This window comes from Mesorhizobium sp. M7A.F.Ca.CA.004.04.2.1, assembly GCF_004022825.1.
Classification (GTDB): domain Bacteria; phylum Pseudomonadota; class Alphaproteobacteria; order Rhizobiales; family Rhizobiaceae; genus Mesorhizobium.
The window spans coordinates 1-699 of the sequence record NZ_RZPH01001616.1 but is presented as its reverse complement, the minus strand read 5'-3'; the positions used below and the strand labels follow the sequence as shown (position 1 = coordinate 699).

At 61.8% G+C, this 699-nt stretch carries 2 protein-coding genes and 1 pseudogene; 2 read left to right on the top strand and 1 reads right to left on the bottom strand.

From position 1 onward, the window contains the following. Window positions 1–94: pseudogene (locus tag EN893_RS39740) on the bottom strand (LysR family transcriptional regulator); the annotation flags it as partial. Between the two features lie 94 nt (window positions 95–188). Here EN893_RS39740 and EN893_RS36505 point away from each other — a divergent pair. Together EN893_RS36505 and EN893_RS36500 are read left to right on the top strand one after the other, a co-directional pair. Continuing rightward, a complete protein-coding gene (locus EN893_RS36505) occupies window positions 189–410 on the top strand; it encodes a hypothetical protein (protein ID WP_127271618.1) in 222 nt (73 codons plus the stop codon). A 115-nt stretch (window positions 411–525) separates the two neighbouring features. Beyond that, the coding region (locus EN893_RS36500; protein WP_128362287.1) for a YbfB/YjiJ family MFS transporter at window positions 526–699 on the top strand (174 nt) is incomplete at its 3' end.

Below are 699 nucleotides of genomic sequence, written 5' to 3'. Positions count from 1 at the left end.
TGAGCTCACCGGCCGCCGCCGCCAGCGATCCGAGACGGGCAACGGTTTCGACGGCGCGGAGGCCGTTGAGATGGACGCGGTTGAGCATGGCCATTGAGTTTTTCTAAACTGATCCGGCTGAAATCTCAATTGATAGGCATATCGAAACGGCAGATTTTGTCGGGAGAGACAGACCTGTGGAGCCGGAAATGTTAGGGATTTTGTCGTCGTCGCTGAAGGTCTTTTTCACTGCGAGCAGGCCGTATGAGCCGCGCCCGGACGGCGAGGCGCAGAGATGGCTGATCGATCCGCTTTCGCATCCGGTGCTGAACACCATGTCGGAGCGCGAACTGGGCGATGTGCCGTTCAGGCTGACGGCACGGCGGACAGTGCACGAAACGGCTCCGCTACGCGCCGGCGGTCGCTGCTGAGCAGGCGCGAAGCGTTCGGCTTGGGGAAAGTCGAGGCGAGCACCGCGTCCCGCGCACGCACTGGCCCAACAGATGGCGATTGTTTCAGCGATCCCTGCACTTATTGTGCAGTGCAATGACATCGGCCACCTCGACAGCGCTGCGTTTCGCCTTCGCCGGCATGATTGCCATGGCGATTGCCATGGGCATCGGCCGTTTCGTCTACACGCCGATCCTGCCCGGCATGATGCAGGAACTGCATCTGTCGCCGGCCGATGCCGGCTGGATCGCCTCGGCCAACTATCTCGGC

Bases quoted from the DNA above. Each gene is read 5' to 3' on its own strand.
- EN893_RS36505 (WP_127271618.1), top strand. From the start codon at position 189: ATGTTAGGGATTTTGTCGTCGTCGCTGAAGGTCTTTTTCACTGCGAGC.